This window comes from Ectothiorhodospiraceae bacterium 2226 (assembly GCA_013348725.1).
Lineage (GTDB): Bacteria > Pseudomonadota > Gammaproteobacteria.
The window spans coordinates 1,131,612-1,153,086 of record CP054689.1; the positions used below are offsets into that span (position 1 = coordinate 1,131,612).

The window sequence follows — 21,475 nt, forward strand, 5'->3', positions numbered from 1 at the left end:
GGGCGCTGGCATGGCAGCGCTTGCTGCATGGAAAACGAGGGGCGCTGCCCGACGCGCAGGCAGCGCCCCTCGCCTGTCGACTTTACAGCCAGTACACGAAAATAAACAGGAACAGCCAGACCACGTCCACGAAGTGCCAGTACCATGCCACCGCCTCGAACCCGAAGTGGTTTTTGGGGGTAAAGTGGCCCTTAATGCTGCGCGCCAGGATCACGATCAGCATGATCGCCCCAAGCGTGACGTGTAGCCCGTGGAAGCCGGTCAACATAAAGAAGGTTGAACCGTAGATGCCGCTCTGCAGGGTCAGGTTCAGGTCCTGATAGGCGTGCGCATACTCGTAAGCCTGGAAGCCCAGGAACACCAGACCCAGGGCGATGGTGGCGGCCAGCCAGGTGATCAGCTTGCGGCGGTTGTTCTCTTTCAGGCCCCAGTGGGCGATGGTGATGGTCACGCCGCTGGTCAACAGGATTAGCGTGTTCAGTGCGGGAATGCCCCAAGCACCGATGATCTCGAAGTCCTGCGCCAGACCCGGGCCAGCCGTCGGCCAGGCAGCCTCGAACTGCGGCCACAACAACAGATGCGTCATCTCGTTATTGGGCTCGCCCCCCAGCCACGGCAGCACCCACATACGCACGTAGAACAGCGCCCCGAAGAACGCCGCAAAGAACATCACCTCCGAGAAGATGAACCAGCTCATTCCCCAACGGAACGAGCGGTCGACCTGATCGTTGTAAAACCCACTCAGGCTCTCGCGGATTACCGTGCCAAACCAGCCGAACAGCATGTAGATCAGGATCGCGGCGCCGATCAGCATCAGCCAAGGACCGGCCGTGGCGTCGTGCAGGGTATTCACCAGGCCCAGGGCCAGGAAGAACAGCGCAATCGACCCTACCAACGGCCAATGGCTTGGCTGCGGCACGTAATAGCCTCCACCATGCGCGTGTGCCATCAGTAACTCCTTATGTTGTGGTTGTTGGTGTCGAGGAGCCGCCGGCGCCTCAGTTCAATACCTCGGTCGATGCCTGTCGGCGCCCCTTCGCCATCCGATCCTCGTCCCGTTGACGCGGCTTTGCCCCGGCCTCGAAGAAGGTATACGAGAGCGTGAGCTGCACCGCGTCCTGCGGCAGGCGGGGATCGACCACGAAACGCACCGGCATGGTGCGCTGCTCCCCCGCCTCCAGGGTCTGCTGCGTGAAGCAGAAACATTCCGTCTTGTTGAAGAAACGCGACCATACGTTGGGGGCGACGTTGGGAACCGCTTGGCCGACCGTCGGCTCGGGCGCCCGGTTGGTCACGACGTAATTGGTGCTGATCAGTTCCCCCGGCCGCACCTGCATGCGCGTCACTTCCGGCCGCAGATCCCAGGGCAGCTCGCCGTTGACCAGCCCGACGAACTCCACCGTGACCCAGCGATCGGTATCCACCGCGGTGTACTCCGCATCGGCCGCGATGCGTCCGGTACGGCCGTCGAAGCCGGTGATATCGCAAAAGACCTGATAAAGCGGGACCAGCGCAAAGCCAAACCCGAACATGCCGAGCACCACCAACACCAGCGGACCCAACATGCGCCGATTTGCCTTCTGCACCTCGCTTTTCATCATGTCCCTCGCAACACCATCAGCAGATAGAGACTCGCCACCACCGCGACGAGGATGATCAACACCCGCCAGTTCGCGCGGCGGCGCCGCTGCTCGTCTTCTTCGGTCATCGACACTCCTGAAGGGGGCGGCCTCGAGAGGCCGCCCGAGTTATGACTACTTGACCTGCGGCGCCTCGGTGAAGCTGTGGTAAGGCGGCGGCGAGGTCAGCGTCCACTCCAGCCCATGCGCACCTTCCCAGACGCGATCGGTAGCGGGTGCGCCGCTGCGGATGGTCTTGATGACGATGTAGGCGAACAGCAGCTGAGAGAACCCGAAGATAAAGGCGCCCACCGACGAGATCATGTTCCAGTCGGCGAACATCAGCGGGTAATCGGCGTAGCGGCGCGGCATACCCGCCAGCCCGACGAAGTGCATCGGGAAGAAGGTGATGTTCACCGAGATCGCCGACAGCCAGAAGTGCCACTTGCCGAGGGTCTCGTTGTACATGTGGCCGGTCCATTTCGGCAGCCAGTAGTACACCGCGCCCATGATGGCGAACAGCGCGCCCGGCACCAGCACGTAGTGGAAGTGGGCCACCACGAAGTAGGTGTCGTGGTACTGGATGTCGGCCGGCACGATGGCGAGCATCAGGCCGGACAGACCGCCGATGGTGAACAGGAACACGAACGCGATGGCGAACAGCATCGGCGTCTCGAAGGTGAGCGAGCCGCGGTACATGGTCGTCACCCAGTTGAACACCTTCACGCCGGTCGGCACCGCGATCAGCATGGTGGTGTACATGAAGAACAGCAACGCCCCGAGCGGCATGCCCACCGTGAACATGTGGTGCGCCCACACGATGAACGACAGCGCCGCGATGCTCACCACGGCGTACACCATCGAGCTATAGCCGAACAGCGGCTTGCGCGAGAAGGTGGGGATAATGTGCGAGACGATGCCGAACGCCGGCAGAATCAGGATGTACACCTCCGGGTGTCCGAAGAACCAGAAGATGTGCTGATAGAGCACCGGGTCGCCACCGCCCGCGGCGTCAAAGAAACTGGTGCCGAAGTGACGGTCGGTGAGCAGCATGGTCACCGCGCCCGCCAGCACCGGCATGGCGGCGATCAGCAGGAACGCCGTGATCAGCCACGTCCACACGAACAGGGGCATCTTCATCAACGTCATGCCCGGCGCGCGCATATTGAGGATGGTGGCGATGATGTTGATCGCGCCCATGATCGACGAGATACCCATCATGTGCACGGACAGGATAAAGAAGTCGGTGCTCTGCGGCGCCACCGCCGACAACGGCGGGTAGGCCGTCCAACCGAACGCCGGCGCACCGCCCTGCATGAACAGCGTACCGAGGAGCAGCGCGGAGGCGAACGGCAGGATCCAGAAGCTCCAGTTGTTCATGCGCGGGAAGGCCATGTCCGGCGCCCCCACCATCATGGGTACCAGCCAGTTCGCCAAGCCCACGAAGGCCGGCATGATGACCAGGAAGATCATCACCAGGCCGTGCATGGTGGTCATCTGGTTGAAGAAGTGCGGGTCGACGATGCTGAGGCCGGGCTGGAACAGCTCGGCACGGATCACCAGCGCCATGGCGCCGCCCACGAACAACATGATGAGCGCGAAGAACAGGTACAGGGTACCGATGTCCTTGTGGTTGGTACTGAACAGCCAGCGGGTCAGCCCGCGCGGCGGCTCGTCGTGATGGGACTCGTGTGCAACCGTAGCGTTGCTCATTGCTCTTCTCCTCCCGTCCGGCGCTAGCGCGCGGCCTGAATGTCGGCCGGCTGCACAGCGTCACCGGCGTTGTTATCCCAAGCGTTGCGGATGTAGGTGACGACGGCGGCCAGGTCCACGTCGTTCAGCTGCGGACCGAAGGCGGGCATCGCCGTTCCCGGCACGCCGTTCATGACGATGTCGACCGCCTGCTCGACGTCGCCCGTCACCTTGTCACTCCCTGCCAGCGCCGGGAATACGCCCGGCACGCCCTGTCCATTCGCTTGGTGGCACATCGCGCAGTTGGTGTTGTACACCTGCTGCCCGCGGGTCATGAGGTCTTCCTGGCTCCATTCCTGCTCCGCCGCTTCGGCCTCCGCGGCGGCCAGCTGGCGCTGCTCGTCCAGCCAGGCGACGTACTCTTCCTGCGGCACGACGTGCACCTCGATCGGCATGAACGCATGGCCGCGCCCGCACAGCTCGGCACACAGGCCGCGGTACACGCCTGGTTCGCTCACATCGGCCCAGACTTCGTTGACGAAGCCCGGGATGGCGTCTTTCTTCACGCCGAACCGCGGCACCCACCAGGCGTGAATCACGTCGTTGGAGGTGAGCAGGAAGCGGACCTTGGTGTTGGTGGGAATAACCACCGGGTTATCCACTTCCAAGAGGTAGTTTGGGCTCCTCTCGACCTGTCCGAGCCGTTCCTCCTCGGAGGTGGTCAATCGGCTGAAGAAACTGACGTCCTCCCCGAGATAGTCGTACTTCCAGTACCACTGGTAGCCGGTGACCACCACCGACAGTTCCGAGCCGCTGGTGTCCTCCATCGCGATAAGGGTGCGCGTGGCGGGCACCGCCATGCCGACCAAGATGAGGAAGGGGACGATGGTCCAGGCGATCTCCACCGTGGTGCTTTCGTGGAACTGGGCCGCCACTGCCCCCTTGGACTTGCGATAGCGAAAGATGGAGAAAAACATGAAGCCGAAGACCAGCACCGCGATGGCCACGCAGATCCAGTAGATCAGCATGTGCAGCGCGAAGATCTCCTCGGCCATGGGACTGGCGGCCGCTTGCATGTTGAAGGCCCAAGCCGGCAGGTCCTCGTAGGCCGACGCCGCGCCGGGCAGCAGTAGCAGCAGCAACAGCAGGCCCGACCATGGCTTGTTATAAGTGCTTGCGGTCATGCCAATGGCTCCTTCTCGATTTGTCGTTCTTGGTTGTTACGCGTGGCGTCACGCCGGGGGCCTCACTGCCGCTGCGCTGCGTCCCAGCGGAACCCCTATCGCGCGTGCCAACGCCTGTGCCAACTTTTCCCGTTCGTCGTCGCGCAAGAAGGCGCCCAACTCGACCTCGCGCCCATGCGAGCGGATGGCGAGCCGAAGCGGATGGATGCGCGCGGACGGATGTTTGAGGATGACCTGCGCCCAACGGCGCGGGAAGGAATAGGATTCGGTAGGGCGGGCGCGGCCTTTTTGCACCGCGACCGTCTCCTCGGCGACGGAAACAATCTCGCAGTCACGCCCGCGCAGGGCGGACAGGTAGAAGGCGGCGCCGAGGGCCAGCACTTCGATCCCCGCGAACGGCAGCACCAGCCACGCCCCCTGCAAGGCCCAGAACACACCGACGCCGAGGCAAACGGTAGCGATGCCGGCGTACACGAGCATCAGCGTGCGCCAGGGCAACGAACGATCGGGCCGCAGCACGAAGCGGCAGTCGTCATGGTCCGCATCACAATAGGCATCGACCATGACTCGTTCCCCGTAGCGGGAGAGATGGCTTACCGCATGGCCTGCTGATCCGTGCCGCCATTCCCGACCTCCATCGCAGAATCAGTTTATTCTAATTTGCTGCGATTAAGTGGCTTTATATCAAAGCGTTGCAATGCAATAGGTATCACTTTTGGCACTGAGGGCTACTTTACGCCTTTGGTGCAGCAAAATGTCAATAGGTATCCCATCAAAAAAACATGGGGCTCCCGCACATTCGGCTTATGAAGCAGCATTACGCGCCTGCGTACGCCCTTTGCTGATAAAAGTAGCTTGGGGTCCAGGCGTCGTCTAACGGCCGTTCAATCGGGGAGGCGAAGCCTCGCGGCGGATGCCGCAAGCGCGGCGGGGGCGGGTTCGAAGGGAAGCGTGCCGAGCAGCGGCGCCGGCAGGCGCTCACACAGCGTGGCGATGTTCTCGTGCAACCGTGGCATGGCGGGCTCGATACAGTTGGCGACCCAGCCGGCCAGGCGACAGCCACCGCTTGCGATGGCCGAGGCGGTAAGGAGCGCATGGTTGAGGCAACCGAGGCGCATGCCCACCACCAGCACCACCGGCAGACCGAACGCGGCCGCGAGATCGCCCGCTTCCAGTTCAGGCGCCAGGGGCACGCGCCACCCGCCCAATCCTTCCACCACCACGGCGTCGGCGTCGCGCGTGAGCCGCGAGTACGCCGCCCGCACCACCTCGAGCTCGACGGTCACGTGCGCCTCGGCGGCGGCGATGTGCGGGGCAATGGCGGGCTCGAAGGCATAGGGGTTGACGTCGCCGTAGGGCGCCGCGGTCGCGCTCGCCTCGATCAAAGCGAGGGCGTCCTCGTTGCGCAAGCCGTGCGCGCTACGCAGGCACCCGCTGGCCACGGGCTTCATCGCCACGGTGCGGTACCCCTGCGCGCGCAGCCGATGCACCAGGGCGCAAGCCACCCGCGTCTTGCCGATGCCGGTGTCGGTACCGGCCACGAACCAGCCTTTCATCGGCGGCGCGGGCGCAGGTCATCGAGCGACACACGCGCCACACCGGCCGCGTCGGCTGGCGCGGCACGGGGCACCCAGGCGTGGCCGTACACGACCTCGTAGGTGGCAGGCAGGCGCCCGGCGCTGCGGTGCGGCTCGTAGGCCTCGACCACGCGGCGCAGGTGCCCGCGGCCGGTCAGCCCGTGCGGCCGCCCCAGGGTGGCGTTGCGTCCCCCAAGGGTCTTGAGGTCGCGCATCAGGTCGAGCGCCTCGGGATAGGTGACGCACAGGGACTCCATGTCCATCACCGGATCCGCGAAACCGGCGCGCAACAGCGCGTCCCCGATGTCGTGCATGTCGATGAAGGCGTTCACGTGCGTGTGCGCGTCGGCCGCGCGCCACGCCTCGCGCAGCTCCTTGAGGGTATCCGGCCCGAAGGTGCTGAACAGCAGCAGGCCGTCGGGGCGCAGCACGCGGCGGATTTCGGCGAACGTGCGGTCGAGGTCGTTGCACCATTGCAGCGCCAGGTTGGAGAACACCAGATCCACACTCCCCGCGGCGAGCGGCAGCGCCTCGGCATCGCCACATACGAAATGCTGGCGGCCGAACCAGCGTTGCCAGAGCGGACGCGCGCCGCGCGCCTCGCGCAGCATCCCGGGTGCGAGGTCGAGCGCGTACACGTGGGCGTCGCCGTAGCGACCGGCCAGGGCGCGGGCCGCCGGCCCCGTGCCCGCCCCCAGGTCCAGCACGGCCGCCGGCCGCAGACGCACGAGGTCGAGGCGTTCCAGCAGCCGGCCACGCACCTCACGTTGCAACACGGCAACCCCCTCGTAGGCCGGCGCCGCCCGGTCGAAGGACCGACGCACGCGCGCCTTGTCCACCCGGTATACGTCGTCGCGCTCACTCATCGAGAAACTCCCGTATCCACGCGCTCACCTGTTCAGGATTGCTCACAAAGGGGGCGTGGCCCGCGCCGCGCAGGAGCCGCAGCCGCGCATCGGGGAGCGCCGCGGCGACGGCCTCCAGCGCGGCGGGCGGCGCCAGCGTGTCGCGTTCGCCGCCGATCAACAGCACCGGCTGGCGCACGCGGGGGAGCAGCCCGCGCAGATCGGCCCCGCGCAAAATCGACAGGCCCGCGCGCAAGGCGCCCGGCGCCGGTGTGGGCGCCGCATCCAGGGCCACCCGCAGGTCGCGCACGTCGGCGCGCGCACCGCGCGCCTGCAGCGCCAGGAAGCGCAGCAACGTGGCGCGATGGTCCTGCGCCAGCTCGGCCGCAAAGGCCTCTAGGACCGCCGGCGCCACCGCGTGCGGCCAATCGTCGGCGCTCACAAAGCGGGGATTGGAGGCCACCAGCACCAAGCGGCGCACGGCATCCGGCGCGGCTGCCGCGACCGCGAGCGCCACCATCCCGCCCAGCGACCAGCCCAACCAATCGGCCCCGCGCGGCGCTTGTGCCGCGGCATCCTGTGCCCAGTTGGAGAGTAGCGCCGCGCCCGCCCCGTCTTGGACCGGCTCGGCAGCGCGCGGACCATGCCCCGGCAGCGCGAGCGCGGCCACCGCGCGCTCGGGCAGCGTCGCGCCGAGCGGCGCGAGAAAGCCCGGGTGCATGCCCCAGCCATGCAGCAGCACCAGGGGCTCAGGACGGGGCACGACCACCCTCCTGCGCCCAGGCGTCGGCCAGCGCGCGCACCAGGCGCGAGACCTGCTCCGGTTCGTGCGCGGCGCTCAGGCTCACGCGTAGGCGTGCCCCGCCCGGCGGTACCGTGGGCGGGCGGATCACTCCGACCAAGACGCCCCGGGCGCGCAAACGCTCGCCAAGGGCGAGCGCACGCGTCACGTCGCCGACCGGTACGGGTTGAATAGCGGTGTCGGAGGCGAGCAGCGGCAGCGTGTGCGCGGCGGCCTCGGTGCGAAACTGGGCGACGCGCTCGGCGAGGCGGCGGCGGCGCCAGGGCTCTTCGCGCACCAGCGTAACCGCGGCCAGGGCGGCGGCTGCGATCGCGGGGGGCAGTGCGGTGGTGTACACATACGGGCGCGCCTGCTGAATCAGGGTCTCGATCAGCACCTCGTCGGCGGCGACGAACGCGCCGAAGGTCCCGAGCGCCTTGCCGAGCGTGCCCATCAGCAGCGGCACGGCCTCGCCGGTCAAACCGTGCTGCGCCACGCTGCCCTCCCCGCCCGAACCGCACACCCCCAAGCCGTGAGCGTCGTCCACCATGAACCACGCCCCCGCGGCCTGCGCCGCTTGCGCCAGGGCCGGCAGCGGCGCGATGTCGCCGTCCATGCTGAATACCCCGTCGGTGACCACCAAGGCGGGGCGCTCGGCGCGGGCGATGGCGTCCCCGAGTGCCGCGGCATCGGCATGGCGGTAGCGCACCAGGCGGGCGCGTGCCAGCACCGCGGCATCCAGCAGGGAGGCATGATTGAGCCGGTCCTGCAGTACCGTCTCGCCGCGGCCCACCAGCGCCGTGACGGTGCCCAGGTTGGCCATGTAGCCGGTGGAGAACAGCAGCGCACGCGGGCGGCCCACGAAGGCCGCCAAGGCCGTTTCCAGTTCCTCGTGGACGGCGCTGTGACCGCCCAGGAGGTGCGAGGCACCGGCGCCCGTCCCGTAGCGCTCGGCAGCCTCCGCCAGCGCCTGGCGCAGCGCGGGGTGCGCCGCTAGGCCGAGATAGTCGTTGCTGCGGAAATTGAGGTAGCGCCGGCCGCCGATCACCACCTCGGGTCCCTGCGCACCGCTCAATACCTCACGACGCCGGTACAGGCCCTGCTGCGCGCGCTCGGTCAACGCGCGCGCCAAGGCGGCGTGGCGCGCGTTCACGCCTCAGCGCTGAGGGGCGCCTCGGAGCGCGGCGCCTCGGGCTCGATACCCAGGCGCGCAAACAGGGCGCGGTCGGCGGCGGCCGCCGGATTGTCGGTGGTCAGCAGCTTCTCGCCGTAGAAGATCGAGTTGGCGCCCGCCAAGTAACACAGCGCCTGCAGTTCGTCGCTCATCGCCTCGCGGCCGGCGGACAGGCGCACGTGCGAGCCCGGCATCAGCACACGGGCCACGGCCACGGTGCGCACGAATTCCAGGCCGTCCAGCGCGGCCTGGTCGGCCAGCGGCGTGCCCTCCACCCGCACCAGCATATTGATCGGCACGCTCTCGGGATGCGGGTCCAGGGTCGCCAGTTGCACCAGCAGCCCCGCCCGGTCTGCACGCGCCTCACCCATACCGACGATGCCGCCGCAACAGACTTTCAGGCCCGCGCCGCGCACGTGCTCCAGCGTCTCCAGCCGGTCCTGATAGGTGCGGGTGCTGATGATGCTGCCGTAGAACTCGGGCGAGGTGTCGAGGTTGTGGTTGTAGTAGTCGAGCCCCGCGTCGGCCAACTCCTCGGCCTGCCCGGCGTCGAGCATGCCCAGGGTGGCGCAGGTCTCCAAGCCCAACGCCTTGACGCCGCGCACCATCTCCGCCACCCGTTCGAGATCCCGTCCCTTCGGCCGCCGCCAAGCGGCCCCCATGCAGAAACGGGTCGCGCCCTGCGCCTTGGCCGCGCGTGCCTGCGCCAGCACCGCCTCGGCGTCCATCAGGGCCTCGGGCTCCACCGGCGTGTCGAAGCGCACGCTCTGCGGACAGTAGGCGCAGTCCTCCGGGCATTTTCCGGTCTTGATGCTCAGCAGCGTGCTGATCTGGACGCGGTTGGGGTCGAAGTGGGCGCGATGCGCCTGCTGCGCGCGGTACATCAAGTCCGCGAACGGGAGCTCGAACAGGGCGAGCACCTCATCGCGTGTCCAATCGTTGCGCACAGCGCTCATTGTTCGTCTCCATCCAGGTGCATCGCGACGTCGGTCCAGTGGTCCTGCCGAATGCGGTAAAGGTCGTAGACCGACCAGGGTATGAGTATGGCGGCGGCCACCGCCCAGGTGATCAACCAATAGGTCGGGTCGGTGCCGAAGAAGGCCGCGACCACCACGATGAACCCCGCCACCCCGTACAGCCGATAGGCAGCGATCTGGGTGTAGTATCCGACCTTGGGGTTGGGGTTGTGGCGATTCATGGCGTACACCAGCATGGAGCCGCCCAACCAGAAGATGCCCAGCGGGAAGGGCACCAGCGCCGCCACGATGTTCCCATAGTTGAACAGCGCGGCCGCACTGCGCGCGCTGCGCGCCGTTACCACATGCGAAGAAGAATCGGTCATGCTCGTCTCCCCTTTGGGGGTGGTGAGCCCGACCGCGAGCCGGGCGCTCAGAGGTGGACGATGATACGGCGCGCGGATCGGCTGTCAACCGAGCGACGAGGGAGGGGTTTACATGTGGTCATCGATCGGCCACTGGCTGCTGGCGGGCCGCTGCGCCCTGTGTCTCGCGCCCGCCCGCGCGGGCCTTTGCCCCGGCTGTCTCGGCGACCTGCCCCGCCTCGGTCCGGCCTGCGCCCGCTGCGCGCGGCCGCTGGCCAACCCTACGAGCCTGTGCGGCGCCTGCCAGCGCCGCGCGCCGCTGGTCAGCGCCGTGCACGCCCCGTTCCGCTACGCAGCGCCGTTGGACCACCTGATCCAAGGACTCAAGTTTCGCGCGCAGATTCAGCATGCGCGCGGTCTCGGGCGGCTGTTGGCCGAGCACCTCGACACCCGCCGCAGCGAGCCCTGGCCGGAGCTGATTGTTCCCGTGCCGCTGCATCCCGCCCGCCTGCGCGGCCGCGGTTACAACCAGGCCTTGGAATTGGCCCGGCCGGCCGCGCGACATCTCGCACTGCCGCTGGTGGCCGACGCGTGCCGACGCATCCGCCCCACCGCGCAACAGACCGGGCTGTCGGCCAAGGCGCGCCGCGCCAACGTGCGCGGCGCATTCGAGCTCGCGCGCCCGCTGCCCGCCAGGCATGTGGCGGTGGTGGACGACGTCATGACCACCGGCCACACCTTGGAGGCGATGGCCGAGGCCCTGCTCCGCGCGGGCGTAGAGCGCGTCGAGGCATGGGTGCTGGCGCGCGCCTAACCGACCGCCCGCGCCTCACTGCGCGTGCGGTACGCCCACCTCGCGCAAGCGTTCGACGTGACTGACCACCGCGGCACCGCGCAGACTCCCTACCCGCTCGAAGAGCAGGGCCTGATCGCGCGCCCACTCGTCGTTGACCTCGAAGCGATAACGACTGCAGTCGGGGCGGGTGACATAGAACTCGCCGAGATAGTGCACCGCGCCGGGCGCGAGCGTGAAATGGCGATCCAGTTGCGCCGTACCGCCCCCTCTGGAACTGTAGACCTCCAATTGGCTCACCCTGTAGTCGCCCGCCGCCAGCTCCTGGACGAAGAAATAGCCCGGCGGGTCCTCGAAATCACGTTTGATGAAGGCGTTCGACACGATGAACTGATCCCGCACCCTGCGCTGCGCGGCTATCCCCTCGACGCTGAGCATGGTCGTGGTGATGCCGGCGCCGCAGTGATCTTCTAGGCGCGTCGAGTACACCGCCAGGCCCTTCGTGCCCCCCGCCTGAAAGCGATAGTCGGCGCTCACGCTGTGCGCCGTCGTGCTACAACCGGTGACCAACCCCGTGGCGCACAGGAGCAAGCCGGCCGCCGCCACTGCGCGTCTCGACATGTGCGCCTCCTAGCGAAACAGCGACTGGGCCTGGAACAGCGGCGCCCAATGGCGGCCGCCGTCCTCGGAACGGTAGTACCCGCTCCGGCAGGACACGTCCATGATGCGCGGTGCAGCGGCGGCGACGCGCATATCGCGACAGCCGGCCACAGGCAAGTCGTAGACCTGCCACTCGGCATCCTCGCGCGGCAGGAAGTGCACCTTGCCTTTTGCCATCTCGGTGTAGGCCGGGGTGAGATAGACCCCGCTCGGCGTTTCCACGAGGTTTCGGAGCCGCGACAGCGAGCGCGGCAGGGGAATCGACTTCGGTGTGCCGCCATCGAAGCTCACGTGGACCAGGCCGGTGTTGGACCCGCCCCCACTCTCGAACGCGTAAAAGCCACGACTGCCGTTGGTAAACACCACATGGTTCAAGGCGATGCCACGATAGCGGCTGCGGTCGAACGGCTTCGCGCGGACCGCTTCTTCGACCACGCTCCACGAACGGCCACCGTCGCGGGAGAGGTGCAGGCGCATGTTGTCATCGGCGAGTACAACGCCGCGCTCGCCGAAGGCGTGTGCGCTGTTGATGACGACGCCCGCCGGTGCGTTACGTTCCTGCGCGCGGTCCCCTTCCACCAGAAGGTAGTGATGCGGTCCGGAGACACACGCGAGCCGCCGCGCGGTGCCGCTACAGCCGGAAAGATCCGTTACCGTGGGCGCTTCCACGAGCTGTTCGACCGACACGCCGTCTGCACCACGGCGTACGTGCGCCAAGGTACCCGCCGGTCCGGCGATGAGGCGCGTCGCCCCCTCCTCGAGGTCCCATGCCGCGTCGCGGGCGCGCTGGTCCGCGATGTGACGCCGCAGTGCCGCGAGTTCGGGTTGGTCTAGACGCTGCCCCGGCGCGTCCACGATGCGCGGCTCGGCGCGCAAGGACGCGTAGGTGGCGGGATAGCGGTCCTGCAGGAACCGCTCGATCTCGTTTTGGTTGTTCGCCTGCCGCACGAGCACGCGGCGGAAACCAGCGTCCTCGATGATCAGCATGCCGAGGTTGGTGGCCCGCCCGCTCTCGATGGTGAAGCGGCGATGCACGGGATAGTTGCGGTAGCTCGTCTGGTGCATGGTGCCCACGGCGGTGGGGATGGAAGAGCTACCCGTCATCTGCTGCAGGTACGAGAGCTCGTACTCGCCCGGATGCAGCGGAACGATGAGGGTGTCGCCGCGAATCCCGCCGATGTGCGTGCGATGCTCGCCATCGGGGTGCTTGATGACGGGATCGCCGCGCAGCACCTCGGGCATGCTTTGCGAGGCGACCTGGGCCACCAGCAGGCCGCGCTCACCCACATTGTCGGGCACGATGACGAGCGGCTTGGCACAACCGATCAGGAGCAGGAGGGACAGTAGCGGCAGGAGACGTACAAGCGGGGTAAGAGTAGCCATGTTCACTCCTCATTATCGTTGTTATTGGCTGATGTAATTCCCCAAGAATCCGGATGTTAACAGCGGATTCCGGGCTTGCAAAGCGCGCGGGCGCGGGGTCGTCTAGCGTGGGGTCGGCCACGGCGGGCGAGGCGAGAAGAAGAGCGGGAGGCGGCGGCGAGTTTCTGCAGCCGCAAGCGGCCGGTACAGCGTGCCGGCGATAGAAAGCGCGGCCGGCGCGGAGCGCCGGCCGCGCGGGCACTCAGAAGCGGTAGAACAGGCCCGCGTAGGGGCCGTCGATGGTCACATCGGCGGTGACGTCGTCGAGGTCGTCGAGCTTCAGGCGCTGCTCGCGCCAGCCCGCGACGACGCCCAGGCCGAACGAGGAGCGGTAGCTGACCTGCGCCATCAGGTCCGTGAGTCGATGGCCATCGTAGCTGATCCCGGCCCCGGCCAGTTCCACCGCGAACCCGCTCAGCGGCAGATGGAAGGCCGCGCGCGCGTAACCCATCGGCAGCACGCCGCTGAACTCGGCGCGTTCCTGTCGGCCGCTGGTACGGCCGCGCACCTCGATCTCGCCGTCCAGGGCCTTCACCTGCAGGCCGAGGTCCAGTTCCACCCAGTTGTCCAGCAGCTCCCAATACAGCACCGCGTCGAGCTGGCGCAGGTCCATGCTGGAGTCCACGGCTTCGCTGAAATTAAAGGAGCCAAAACTGTGGTTCAGCGTACCGCTCCCGGCGTTGCTGACGCTGGTGTGCATCAGCCGCACGTTGGGCAGCAGCGGTACCGGGTGCTCGAGGTGCGCCCAGATCATGGCATCGCGGTCGCGATCGAGGCCGAGCCCGTTGCCGCTATCGCGCATGTCGATTTCATCGCCGCGGTACTGCACGCTACCGCTCGGGGTGTGCTGCCACAGGGCGGCGCCGGCTCCGAAGCCGAGAAAGTCGGCGTGAGCGGCGGGGGTCATCAACAGGCCGGCGGCGGCGTAGGCAATTGTTCTTGGCTTCAAAAGACGTACTCCTTATAGGTTTGGTTATTGATTGTTGGGACGGGAGGCGGCCCATAAGTGAACGCTAACGGCGAGCACGTTCGAGTACTGTGACGCGGTTCTCAGCGTAACGGGCCAAATCGGCGGCGAGCGTACCCAGCTCCAGCGCGCGGCGGTAGGCACCCAGCGCTTCGCTCCAATGCCCCCGCCCCTCCAAAGAAATGGCCAGCCCCACCCACCAGGGCGCGTGCTCGGGATCGACCTGCAGCAACGCCCGATACCCCTGCGCGGCCGCGCCATGGCGGCCCAGCTGCTGGTACAGCGCGGCGAGCAAGGCGTGGTACTCCGGCTGGGCCGCCAACGGCGGCGGCTGTCGTTCCAGGACGGCTACGGCCGCCTCGACGCTGCCCGCGTGCACATGGGCATGCGCCAACAGCTGCGTGAGGCCCGGGTCGCCGGGGCGATGGCGCAGCGCCGCCTCCAGGACCCGTTGCGCCTCCTCGTGGTAGGCGGCGCGCACCAGCAGGGCCGCGAGCAATTCGGCCGCGTAGCGATGCGCGGGCGCCAACACCAACGCCTCACGCAGCGCCGCTCGGGCCGGCTGTTCTTCCCCTGCATCGAGTTCGGCCAAGGCGCGCCGGTAGGCAAGCTCCCCGCGCTCGACGTCGCTCAAGGGCCGCGCCCGCCGCTGCATCGTCGACGCGGTCGAGGGCGGCGTTCCCGCCGCAACAGCGCGAGCTTCATCCGCCGGACCGGCTTCCGGCGCAACCACCGCCTCCATGCGCGGTGCCGCCTCGGCCTCATGCCTCGAGGGGGTAGACGCCGAAGCAAGCGGCGTCGTGGTATGCGCCGCCGCAATGCCGGAGTCGGGCTCGGGCAGGGTCGAGACCACCCGCGCTACCGGTTCCGCGTTCGGTGCAGGGGCGCGCTCATCCCCAGGCGATTCCGTCCTGGCGGGGAGCTCGGCCGCCGCGACCACCGCGGGCACGGTGGCTACGGTCGGCGCATCGTGTGGCGCGGGGGCCGGCGGGGCAAGCGCCGCCGTGGGCGGCGGGGCGGAGCCTGCCCCCCAGCTCACGTAGACCAGCGCAGCCGCCAGGGCGGCGGCCGCCGCCCAGCCCCACCACCCCGCCGCTGCCCGCGCCGCGACGGGTCGCGCCGGCGGCAAGGCACCGGCGACACCGGCCGGCCCCTGGCGCCGCTGCAGGTCTTGGAGCATCTGGTTGATGACGCTCATCGCATCCTCATGACAGGTAAACCGCCGTGGCGGTGGCCGCGGCGGCGCAGCCGGCGAGCAGCACGGTCCACGCCAACATCGGCCGGGGCTGACGCGCGGACTCGGTGTCACGTACCGCCAGCAGGACGTCGGTACGCCGCACCGCCTGCTCGCCGCGCCCGTAGGCGACCATCAAGGCCTTGTGTGCCAACACGTTCACCAGACGCGGCAGGCCGCGACTCGCCCGATGCAGCTCACGCAGCGCCGCCGGGCGAAATTGCACCTGGCCATGCGAGCCGGCCACCAGCAGGCGATGGGCGACGTAGCTGCCGACCGCCGCGCGGTCCAGCGGTCGCAGGGCGTACGAAAAGGTGATGCGCTGACGGATCTGGCGCACGCTGCGCGCGGCGAGACGCTCGTCCAGTTCCGGCTGGCCGAACAACACGACCTGCATCAGCTTGGCCTTCTCCGTCTCCAGGTTGGTCATCAGACGCAGGGCCTCCAAGGTCTCGAGCGGCATGCACTGCGCCTCGTCCAGCACCACCACCACGCGCCGCCCCGCCTGGCAGAGCGCCAGCAGGCGCTCGGTGAGTCGCTGCACCAGGCGGTGCTGGCTCTGCGCCTTGTCCACGGCCAGGCCGAGCTCTTGCGCCACCGACAGATGCAACCCCTTGGGGGTCAACTGCGGGTTGGGCACGTAGCAGGTAACGAATCCGTCGCCCAAGGCATCGAGCAGCTTGCGGCACAGCAGCGTCTTACCCGTGCCCACCTCGCCGGTAACCTTCACGAAACCCTCGCCCGACTGCACCGCGACCAGCAGGGTATTGAAGGCCTCCTGATGCGGACCGGAGGCGAAGAAGAACGCGGTGTCCGGGGTGAGGCGGAAGGGCTGCTCACGCAGCCCGAAGTGCTCAAGGTACATCATGCCAATCCTGCCGGGGATGCGCCGCGCGCCGGCGCACGGCGGCTTCGCCTAGCGCCGATGCAGGCCGCGGATGGTGTCCGAGGAGCGCTGCAGTTCCTGCGCCCACTGTGCATCGCCCTCCACCACGGTCGGCTGCAGAAGAATCACCAACTCGCTCTTGCGGGCGACTTGGCGCGTGTGCCGGAACAGCCCGCCCACCACCGGCAGGCGACTGAGGCCTGGCACGCCGGCCACTTCGTTGCGCGTGCTGGTCTGCATGAGGCCGCCGATCACAATCACCTGACCGTTGCGCGCCCGCACCACGGTGTCCGATTCCCGGATGCTGCTGATCGCGAGCGGCACGCTCAAGGTGGTGTCGGTCGCAATGCCGATATCCTTGATCTGTTCGCTCACTTCGCTGACCGTGGGGTGGATGTGCAGGATGATGTCCCCGTCGGCGCTGATCTGTGGAATCACGTCCAACGCGACGCCCGAGAAGAACGGCGTGAGCTCCACGTTCGCGTTCTGGCTGGTGGCCGTGGTGGTGCCGAGGAAGGTATTGGTCTGCACGTCGGTGACGAAGAAGGCGTCGGAGCCGACCTTGATCACCGCCTTCTGGTTGTTCACGGTGGAGACGCGCGGGCTGGAGAGCACGTGCACCTGCCCCTGCGTCTCCAGCATCTCCAGGAAGGCGGTGAAGCTGTTGGTGTTCAGCCCCAGCGCGAACACGCCGCCGAAGGCGCTGGCCACCAAGTCACGCGGGAGCGTCGGGTCGTTGGGATTGAACACGCCGCTCTGACCGGCGGTGTTGCTCTCGCCCAGATTGAAGATGGTGCTGCCGCCGGTCTGCCCGCCGACCGCGGTGCGGCCGCGGCTGGTGCCGATGGCGGCCCAGTTGATGCCGGTCTGGAAGCCCTCCGAGAGCTCCACCTCGATGATCTTGGCCTCCAGGATCACCTGGCGCTGCACGGTCGCCTGGGTGGCCTGCAGGAACTCCTCCACCGCCCGCAAGTCCTCCGGCAGCGCGCGTACCACCACCACCCCGGACTTGCGGTTCACCACCACGTTGCGGCCGTCGCCGTTACCCACCAGCGCCGCCAGCGCCCGCTCGAGCTCCAGCCAAAAATTGGACTCGCTCTGAGTGTCGATGCGGCTGCCGGACAGCGTGCCGCGATCATCGTCCAGGTCGTCGGCGGTCAGTGCGCCGAAGGGACGCCCCCGCCCGCGGCTGCGCCGCGTATCGGACACCTGCCCGGAGCTGACGCGGGTCTGCGAACTGCCCGCACGCGTGATGTCGAGGTAATTGACCTGGAACACGCGCGAGCGCAAGCCTGCCGGCAGCACCTGGTAGTGGTTCGCCGTGCGCTGGAACTCGTAACCGTACACGCTGCGCACCAGCTCCATCACCTCGGGGACGGTAACGTCCTTCAGGTCGATGGTGATCTCCCCGGCGACCTGCGGATGGACCACCATGTTGTAGCGCGTGCCCTCCACCAGCCCCATGAAGAACTCCGCCGCCGGGGCCCGGCTGACTTTGATGTCGAAGCGACTCTCGACCTCCTCGCTGCGCGCGCCGGGGGTGGCGAGTTGCAGCGGCGGCAACAGCGCCTGGCTCACCTCCGGCGGCGGCTCGGTGCCGCCTTCCGGCGCCGGCGGGCGCTCGAGGGCTTGGTCGATCTCCGCCAGCACAGCCTGCGCGCCGCGCGGGGCCTCCCGCTCGGGAACGGTCTGGCAGCCGGCGAGCAGCAGCCCGCCGAGCGCCAACGCCATGCCGACGCGGTGCGGTTGGTATGACGTCGACGCTGGCGCGGGGGCCGGCACGGACGGCAGCTCCTTGGGGTTGGGCAGGGTCATGAGTCTCTGTTCCTACTTGTTGTTCGGCGACGTCTTGACCGAAGGGGTGAGCCGCAACGTGATCAGGCGGCCGTCGTGTCGCAGCTGTACTTCGCCCGGCAGGATGCGCTCGACACGCGCCCCCGCCACGCGGTGGCCCGGGCGCACCCGCTCGCCATTGATGATGGCGACCGCGCGCTCCCCGCTGACCAGGGTGTAACTGAGTACCCAATCGCCGGCCGGTGCCGGCACCGCGGCCGGCGCCCCACCGGCGCGCTCGCCCGCCGGCGGGCGGGTCGGATCCTGCAGGCTCTGGGCACCGACGCTTCCCGGGGCGCCGAGCAGCAGGGCGACCATGAGGCAGACCCGCACGCTAAACACCGATCCACCCTTCGCGCAGACTGAGCGTGTGCAGGGTGATGCGCATGCGCCCGCGCGGATGCTCCAACACCTCGAATTCGACCGCTTCCCAATGGAAGCCCCAAGGCAGCCCCTCCAAGGCGCGCAGGTAGCGCAGCGCCCCGAGGTAGGAGCCTTCAAACTCCACCACGAGACCGTGGCGGTACACGTGGGCCCCGTCCGCCTCGCCCCGCCCCAGGGCGCGCACCGGCAGGCTCTGAAGACCGAGCAACGTGAGGTCGCTCTGGCGGGCCAACACCTCCTCCACCAGGCGCGCCATCTGCACCGGATCGACCATATGCGCAAAGCGCGCCTCCAGGCGGGCCTCGAGCTGTGCCTGCACGGCCTGCTCGCGCGCCAGGCGCTCGCGCATGGCCTCACGCGTGCCGTTGTCGCCGCGCGCCAAGCGCGCGATTTCCGCGTCGGTTGCCGCGATGGAGCCCTGCAAGCGCTTGAGTTCCGTGCTGAGGGTGGCCTGATGGGCGTTCAGCGGCGCCATCAGCCAGCCATGCCACGCGACATAGAGCAGCACCAGAACCGTGAGCGCGATCAAGGCGCGCTCGCGTAGGGTGCAGGCCTCGAAACGCTGTAAGAGATGGCTCGGCTTCATCCTGCCTCTCCTGCATGGGTGCGCAGCACGAAATCGACATGCCCCCCGTCGGGGGCGCGCTGCAGGCTGAACACCTCGAACTCCATGCCACGGAAGGCCGCTTCGCGACCGAGGCGCTGCACCAGGCGCGGCACCAGTTCAGGGCGCACCGCGCTGCCGCGCACCTCCAGCGCCGCGCCCCCCTGGCGCACCCGCACGGCTGTAATCCACAGGCCGTCCACCCGCTGACGGGCCAAGCCCTCGAGGTGATCGCCGAAGCCGCGCCCCTCGCGCGTCGTGCCGCTCAACACCTCGAGCAGGCGCCGCATGCCGGCGGTATCCGCTTGAGCGGCCTCCACAGAGCGCGCCAGGGTGTCTTCGCCGCGCGCCGGGGCCAGGGCCGCCAGGGCCTGGAGCTGGCGCGCGCGCTCGCCCTGCTGCTGCGCCGCGTGCGCGACCTGCTGCTCGAGAGCCCGCACCTGCCATAGCCCGTAGCCATAAATCGCGAGCAGGCCGACCAGTACCAATGCGGTGCCCTGCACCAGCGTCGCCGCGGACAGCAGCTTGCGCTGCTTGCGCAACACCGGCTGGTAGAGGTTGATCTGTTGGGTAGTCACAGCACGCGCGCCTCGCTGCGCAAAGCGCCGCCGAGCGCCGCCAGGCAGCGCGCCTGATCACGCGCCGGGGGCGCCTGGTCGGCGGCGACCAACTCATCCAGCGCCAAGCCGCGCACCGGCACCGCGAGCCCATCCCCCATGGCCTCGGCCAGCCCATCCACGGCCTCCTCGGTGGGCGCAAGCACTGAGCTGCCGATCGGCGGCTGGCTGAAGTGGCTTTCGTAGTAGTCCAGGGAACGCTGCACCTCGAGGACCAGTTGCTCCCGAGCCGCCGTACCGCGCTCGGCGGCGTTCAGGTCCGCATAGCCGAACTCGAGGCTGCGGGCGAGGTACAGCGTTCCGCCCTGGGTCAGGGTGATCAGTCCCGCGCGCGCACCGAGCGACAGCATCGCCACGCCGCCCGCGTCGTCGGGCAAGGCCGCCGCGACGTTACGCTGCGCCATCTCGGGAATGTCGATGGCGGTGAGCTGCAGTCCCGCCCCATGCACGGCCTCGATCTGCGCCTCGACGAGCGCGCGGCGCGCGGCCACCACATACATGACGCGCCCGGGGCCGCGCACCTTCTGGCCCGGTACGTCGAACACATCGAGCACCGCGTCGTCGACGTGGAACTCGAGCATGTCCTTCACCCGCCAACGCACCGCCGCCCTGATCTCATCGGGCGGCACGTCGGGGGCCTCCACCCGCAGCACGCCGGCCATTCCCGGCGCGAGCACGCAGACGCACGGCGCCCCATTCAGATGCAAGGCACGCACCGTCTGCCGCAGGACCGCCGGACGATCTTGCGGCGCGCAGCTCTCGAAATGGGTGTTCAGCAGACGCGGCGGGTGTTGGCGGGCCCCCAACTGGACCAGGGCCACCCCGTCGGGGTGCAAGGCGACGCCGACCTGGGTGTGACGGTGCCGCTTGGATTGGGAAAAGACGGACAGACGCGCCTCCGAATGAGAGTCAATGCCTTGCGCGTCCCAGCGAAAGAAAACTTACTCCGTCCGATGCGGCGTAGGTTTCCATAGCGGCCGCGGCCTGTCAATTACAGGAACTGGTTCACAGTTCCGGTCAGCCGCGCAGATAATCCAGCACCAAGCCCGCAAACACCGCCAGCCCCAACCAGTGGTTGTTGAGAAAAGCGGCGAAACAACCCTTAGGCTGCCGCTGGTGGATCAAAAACTGCTGATACACGGCGAGCGCGCCGGCCACGGCGAGCCCCGCGTAGTAGTACCCCCCGAGTTCGACACGCAGCCCGACAACCGCCAGCGTGAGCAACGCGAAGGCGTGCAGCACGCCGATCGCGACCCGATCCATGTCGCCGAACAGCAGGGCCGTGGACTTCACCCCGATCCGTGCATCGTCGGCCCGATCCACCATCGCGTAGGCGGTGTCGTAGGCCACGGTCCACGCCACCGTGGCCAAGTACAGCAACCACGCCTCCTGCGCGACGGCGCCGGTCTGGGCCGCGTAGGCCATCGGCACCGCCCAGGCGAAGGCCATGCCCAGCACCACCTGCGGCAAATGCGTGTAGCGCTTCATGAAGGGGTACACCGCGGCCAGCACGAGGCCGCCGACGGACAGCAGAATGGTCAGGCGGTTGAGGGTCAGCACCAACGCGAACGCGGTGACGACGAGCACGATGAACAGGATCTGCGCCTCGCGCCCGTTCACCGCGCCGGTGGCGAGCGGGCGCTCGCGGGTGCGCGCCACGTGGGGGTCGATATTGCGGTCCGCGTAATCATTGATCACGCAGCCGGCCGAGCGCATCAGCACCACGCCCGCCACGAACACCAGCAGCACCCAGGGGTCGGGCCGCCCCTCGCCGGCGATCCACAGCGCCCAGAGGGTGGGCCAAAGCAATAGGTAGATGCCGATCGGGCGGTCCAAACGCATCAGCCGCCCGTACTGGCCCAGCCGTTCGCGCGCCACCTCC

General features: G+C 68.2%; 23 protein-coding genes. 1 reads left to right on the plus strand and 22 read right to left on the minus strand.

From position 1 onward, the window contains the following. Positions 1–82 precede the first annotated feature (82 nt). The 11 genes from HUS23_05455 to HUS23_05505 form a co-directional block, all read right to left on the minus strand. Positions 83–949, minus strand: a complete 867-nt coding sequence (locus tag HUS23_05455; protein QKT03291.1) for a cytochrome c oxidase subunit 3 — start codon at positions 947–949, stop codon at positions 83–85. A gap of 49 nt (positions 950–998) precedes the next feature. Further along, entirely contained in the window at positions 999–1,598 is a 600-nt protein-coding gene (locus HUS23_05460) for a cytochrome c oxidase assembly protein (GenBank protein QKT04985.1), read from the minus strand. Positions 1,599–1,754: 156 nt separating this feature from the next. After that, positions 1,755–3,332: a cytochrome c oxidase subunit I gene (gene ctaD, locus HUS23_05465; GenBank protein ID QKT03292.1), complete on the minus strand. Its 1,578-nt coding sequence runs from the start codon at positions 3,330–3,332 to the stop codon at positions 1,755–1,757. A gap of 23 nt (positions 3,333–3,355) precedes the next feature. Then, positions 3,356–4,387, minus strand: coding sequence for a cytochrome c oxidase subunit II (gene coxB / locus HUS23_05470; protein ID QKT04986.1), 1,032 nt, complete (start codon positions 4,385–4,387; stop codon positions 3,356–3,358). A gap of 156 nt (positions 4,388–4,543) precedes the next feature. Next, positions 4,544–5,059, minus strand: a complete 516-nt coding sequence (locus HUS23_05475; GenBank protein ID QKT03293.1) for a DUF2244 domain-containing protein — start codon at positions 5,057–5,059, stop codon at positions 4,544–4,546. A 320-nt stretch (positions 5,060–5,379) separates the two neighbouring features. Further along, positions 5,380–6,051 carry a dethiobiotin synthase gene (gene bioD, locus HUS23_05480; protein ID QKT03294.1) on the minus strand — a complete coding sequence of 224 codons (672 nt, stop codon included), beginning with the start codon at positions 6,049–6,051 and terminating at the stop codon, positions 5,380–5,382. Then, on the minus strand, positions 6,048–6,938 hold the full coding sequence (gene bioC, locus HUS23_05485; protein ID QKT03295.1) for a malonyl-ACP O-methyltransferase BioC: 891 nt from the start codon (positions 6,936–6,938) through the stop codon (positions 6,048–6,050). Before bioC ends, bioD begins: the two co-directional genes overlap by 4 nt. Continuing rightward, on the minus strand, positions 6,931–7,680 hold the full coding sequence (gene bioH / locus HUS23_05490; GenBank protein ID QKT03296.1) for a pimeloyl-ACP methyl ester esterase BioH: 750 nt from the start codon (positions 7,678–7,680) through the stop codon (positions 6,931–6,933). Before bioH ends, bioC begins: the two co-directional genes overlap by 8 nt. Then, complete coding sequence (gene bioF / locus HUS23_05495; GenBank protein QKT04987.1) at positions 7,667–8,830, minus strand: 8-amino-7-oxononanoate synthase; 1,164 nt, start codon at positions 8,828–8,830, stop codon at positions 7,667–7,669. The genes bioH and bioF overlap by 14 nt, the downstream gene beginning before the upstream one ends. Before the next feature lie 17 nt (positions 8,831–8,847). Beyond that, positions 8,848–9,828, minus strand: coding sequence for a biotin synthase BioB (gene bioB, locus HUS23_05500; protein ID QKT03297.1), 981 nt, complete (start codon positions 9,826–9,828; stop codon positions 8,848–8,850). Beyond that, positions 9,825–10,214 carry a hypothetical protein gene (locus tag HUS23_05505; GenBank protein QKT03298.1) on the minus strand — a complete coding sequence of 130 codons (390 nt, stop codon included), beginning with the start codon at positions 10,212–10,214 and terminating at the stop codon, positions 9,825–9,827. Before HUS23_05505 ends, bioB begins: the two co-directional genes overlap by 4 nt. Before the next feature lie 112 nt (positions 10,215–10,326). Here HUS23_05505 and HUS23_05510 point away from each other — a divergent pair, with 112 nt between their 5' ends. Next, entirely contained in the window at positions 10,327–11,007 is a 681-nt protein-coding gene (locus tag HUS23_05510) for a ComF family protein (GenBank protein ID QKT03299.1), read from the plus strand. A 15-nt stretch (positions 11,008–11,022) separates the two neighbouring features. Here HUS23_05510 and HUS23_05515 read toward each other — a convergent pair whose 3' ends face one another. From HUS23_05515 to ubiA, 11 genes are all read right to left on the minus strand, one after another. Further along, the gene (locus tag HUS23_05515; GenBank protein QKT03300.1) at positions 11,023–11,607 is read right to left on the minus strand and encodes a hypothetical protein; all 585 of its coding nucleotides are present in this window, start codon (positions 11,605–11,607) and stop codon (positions 11,023–11,025) included. Positions 11,608–11,616: 9 nt separating this feature from the next. Beyond that, a complete protein-coding gene (locus HUS23_05520; GenBank protein QKT03301.1) occupies positions 11,617–13,029 on the minus strand; it encodes a hypothetical protein in 1,413 nt (470 codons plus the stop codon). A 241-nt stretch (positions 13,030–13,270) separates the two neighbouring features. Then, positions 13,271–14,017, minus strand: coding sequence for a TIGR04219 family outer membrane beta-barrel protein (locus tag HUS23_05525; GenBank protein QKT03302.1), 747 nt, complete (start codon positions 14,015–14,017; stop codon positions 13,271–13,273). A gap of 64 nt (positions 14,018–14,081) precedes the next feature. After that, positions 14,082–15,233, minus strand: a complete 1,152-nt coding sequence (locus HUS23_05530) for a tetratricopeptide repeat protein (GenBank protein QKT03303.1) — start codon at positions 15,231–15,233, stop codon at positions 14,082–14,084. A 7-nt stretch (positions 15,234–15,240) separates the two neighbouring features. Beyond that, complete coding sequence (locus HUS23_05535; GenBank protein ID QKT04988.1) at positions 15,241–16,134, minus strand: AAA family ATPase; 894 nt, start codon at positions 16,132–16,134, stop codon at positions 15,241–15,243. 51 nt (positions 16,135–16,185) lie between these two features. After that, the gene (mshL, locus tag HUS23_05540; protein QKT03304.1) at positions 16,186–17,970 is read right to left on the minus strand and encodes a pilus (MSHA type) biogenesis protein MshL; all 1,785 of its coding nucleotides are present in this window, start codon (positions 17,968–17,970) and stop codon (positions 16,186–16,188) included. A 12-nt stretch (positions 17,971–17,982) separates the two neighbouring features. Beyond that, on the minus strand, positions 17,983–18,294 hold the full coding sequence (locus HUS23_05545; GenBank protein QKT04989.1) for an MSHA biogenesis protein MshK: 312 nt from the start codon (positions 18,292–18,294) through the stop codon (positions 17,983–17,985). Positions 18,295–18,322: 28 nt separating this feature from the next. Next, a complete protein-coding gene (locus HUS23_05550; protein ID QKT03305.1) occupies positions 18,323–18,958 on the minus strand; it encodes a type II secretion system protein M in 636 nt (211 codons plus the stop codon). Next, positions 18,955–19,554: a PilN domain-containing protein gene (locus tag HUS23_05555; GenBank protein ID QKT03306.1), complete on the minus strand. Its 600-nt coding sequence runs from the start codon at positions 19,552–19,554 to the stop codon at positions 18,955–18,957. Before HUS23_05555 ends, HUS23_05550 begins: the two co-directional genes overlap by 4 nt. Then, on the minus strand, positions 19,551–20,429 hold the full coding sequence (gene pilM / locus HUS23_05560; protein QKT03307.1) for a pilus assembly protein PilM: 879 nt from the start codon (positions 20,427–20,429) through the stop codon (positions 19,551–19,553). Before pilM ends, HUS23_05555 begins: the two co-directional genes overlap by 4 nt. 181 nt (positions 20,430–20,610) lie before the next feature. Then, positions 20,611–21,435, minus strand: coding sequence for a 4-hydroxybenzoate octaprenyltransferase (ubiA, locus tag HUS23_05565; GenBank protein QKT04990.1), 825 nt, complete (start codon positions 21,433–21,435; stop codon positions 20,611–20,613). Between the last annotated feature and the right edge of the window lie 40 nt (positions 21,436–21,475).

Excerpts from the sequence above, each read along its gene's own strand:
- HUS23_05455 (QKT03291.1), bottom strand. The coding sequence starts at position 949 with ATGGCACACGCGCATGGTGGAGGCTATTACGTGCCGCAGCCAAGCCAT.
- HUS23_05460 (QKT04985.1), bottom strand. The coding sequence starts at position 1,598 with ATGAAAAGCGAGGTGCAGAAGGCAAATCGGCGCATGTTGGGTCCGCTG.
- ctaD (QKT03292.1), bottom strand. The coding sequence starts at position 3,332 with ATGAGCAACGCTACGGTTGCACACGAGTCCCATCACGACGAGCCGCCG.
- coxB (QKT04986.1), bottom strand. The coding sequence starts at position 4,387 with ATGCAAGCGGCCGCCAGTCCCATGGCCGAGGAGATCTTCGCGCTGCAC.
- HUS23_05475 (QKT03293.1), bottom strand. The coding sequence starts at position 5,059 with ATGGTCGATGCCTATTGTGATGCGGACCATGACGACTGCCGCTTCGTG.
- bioD (QKT03294.1), bottom strand. The coding sequence starts at position 6,051 with ATGAAAGGCTGGTTCGTGGCCGGTACCGACACCGGCATCGGCAAGACG.
- bioC (QKT03295.1), bottom strand. The coding sequence starts at position 6,938 with ATGAGTGAGCGCGACGACGTATACCGGGTGGACAAGGCGCGCGTGCGT.
- bioB (QKT03297.1), bottom strand. The coding sequence starts at position 9,828 with ATGAGCGCTGTGCGCAACGATTGGACACGCGATGAGGTGCTCGCCCTG.
- HUS23_05505 (QKT03298.1), bottom strand. The coding sequence starts at position 10,214 with ATGACCGATTCTTCTTCGCATGTGGTAACGGCGCGCAGCGCGCGCAGT.
- HUS23_05510 (QKT03299.1), top strand. The coding sequence starts at position 10,327 with ATGTGGTCATCGATCGGCCACTGGCTGCTGGCGGGCCGCTGCGCCCTG.
- HUS23_05515 (QKT03300.1), bottom strand. The coding sequence starts at position 11,607 with ATGTCGAGACGCGCAGTGGCGGCGGCCGGCTTGCTCCTGTGCGCCACG.
- HUS23_05520 (QKT03301.1), bottom strand. The coding sequence starts at position 13,029 with ATGGCTACTCTTACCCCGCTTGTACGTCTCCTGCCGCTACTGTCCCTC.
- HUS23_05530 (QKT03303.1), bottom strand. The coding sequence starts at position 15,233 with ATGAGCGTCATCAACCAGATGCTCCAAGACCTGCAGCGGCGCCAGGGG.
- HUS23_05535 (QKT04988.1), bottom strand. The coding sequence starts at position 16,134 with ATGTACCTTGAGCACTTCGGGCTGCGTGAGCAGCCCTTCCGCCTCACC.
- mshL (QKT03304.1), bottom strand. The coding sequence starts at position 17,970 with ATGACCCTGCCCAACCCCAAGGAGCTGCCGTCCGTGCCGGCCCCCGCG.
- HUS23_05550 (QKT03305.1), bottom strand. The coding sequence starts at position 18,958 with ATGAAGCCGAGCCATCTCTTACAGCGTTTCGAGGCCTGCACCCTACGC.
- ubiA (QKT04990.1), bottom strand. The coding sequence starts at position 21,435 with ATGCGTTTGGACCGCCCGATCGGCATCTACCTATTGCTTTGGCCCACC.